This is a genomic window from Deltaproteobacteria bacterium (assembly GCA_009930495.1).
Classification (GTDB): domain Bacteria; phylum Desulfobacterota; class Desulfovibrionia; order Desulfovibrionales; family Desulfomicrobiaceae; genus Desulfomicrobium.
Genome location: RZYB01000479.1, coordinates 1 through 1,040 on the forward strand (window position 1 = coordinate 1; position 1,040 = coordinate 1,040).

Consider the following 1,040-nt stretch of genomic DNA (forward strand, 5'->3'; position numbering starts at 1 on the left):
AAAAAACCGCCGGAAAATTTTAGCAGGAAAACAGGAAACGACAGGAAAACAGGATAGATCGGGGGGTGGATGGTAGGGACGGCACGCCGTGCCGTCCGGGCCGTTGAATGGGTTCCGGTTTCCGACTGGTGAATTGACGGAGGCCCTCGCCCGTGCCATTCTGCCTGCCAAGTGGATGAAATGGCGCAACTTGATTCCAGTTTGCCTGTTGACGAAATGGCCCGTTTGTTTTCGGCGAACGGGGTGCTCAAGGCCATCTTGTTCGGCTCGTTTTCCCGCGGAACCGCGACCCGGCGCAGCGACGTGGATTTGCTGGTGGTTCAACCGACGGAGAAGCGTTTCCTCGACCGTTACGAGGGGTTGTATGCCGATATTTGCCGTTTGGTGAAGGGGCGTGCCGTGGATTTGCTGATCTATACGCCGGAAGAACTGGCCGCCATGTCGCACCGGAAGTTCATCCAATCCATCTTGCGCGACGGAGTGACCATTTATGAGCAGCGAAAAATTGTGGCATGAAGCCCAGCGGTGGTTGACGACCGCCCAGGAGGATTTTCGCGCGGCCGAAGTCCTTCGCGAGGCTGGCCTGTTCTCGCATTGTTGCTTTTTGGCCCAGCAGAGCGCGGAGAAGGCCGTCAAGTCCCTGCATTGGATGCAGGACCGGGATCCGTGGGGCCACGGCATCCAAAAGTTATTGGCCGATTTGCCTGAACGGCCAGCCGCGATGGTTCCTTGGCAGGATTTTTTGGACAAGGCGGCCGCCTTGGACCGGTTCTACATCCCGGCCCGCTATCCCAATGGGTTGCCGGACCTGACGCCGGGGACGACCTTCAACCGTCGAGATGCGGATGCGGCGCTCCAGCAAGCCCAATCCATCCTGCAAGCAACGGTTTCCAGCCATTCCGGGCGGGGCTGATCCAATCGGCCCGCAAGCCCGGTTGATTCCGGCATCCGAAAACAGTCGAAAACTTTCAACTACGAAATGCGCGAATGACACGAAAGAGCAGCCCAACAAATAATGGCCCGGCTCGGCGGGGACGCCT

Annotated in this window: 2 protein-coding genes; both read left to right on the forward strand. The window is 58.6% G+C overall.

The window, feature by feature from the left end; genetic code table 11:
- Positions 1–180 precede the first annotated feature (180 nt).
- Positions 181–516, forward strand: coding sequence for a nucleotidyltransferase domain-containing protein (locus EOL86_15610; GenBank protein NCD26997.1), 336 nt, complete (start codon positions 181–183; stop codon positions 514–516).
- A gap of 13 nt (positions 517–529) precedes the next feature.
- Complete coding sequence (locus tag EOL86_15615) at positions 530–913, forward strand: HEPN domain-containing protein (GenBank protein NCD26998.1); 384 nt, start codon at positions 530–532, stop codon at positions 911–913.
- Positions 914–1,040: the final 127 nt, after the last annotated feature.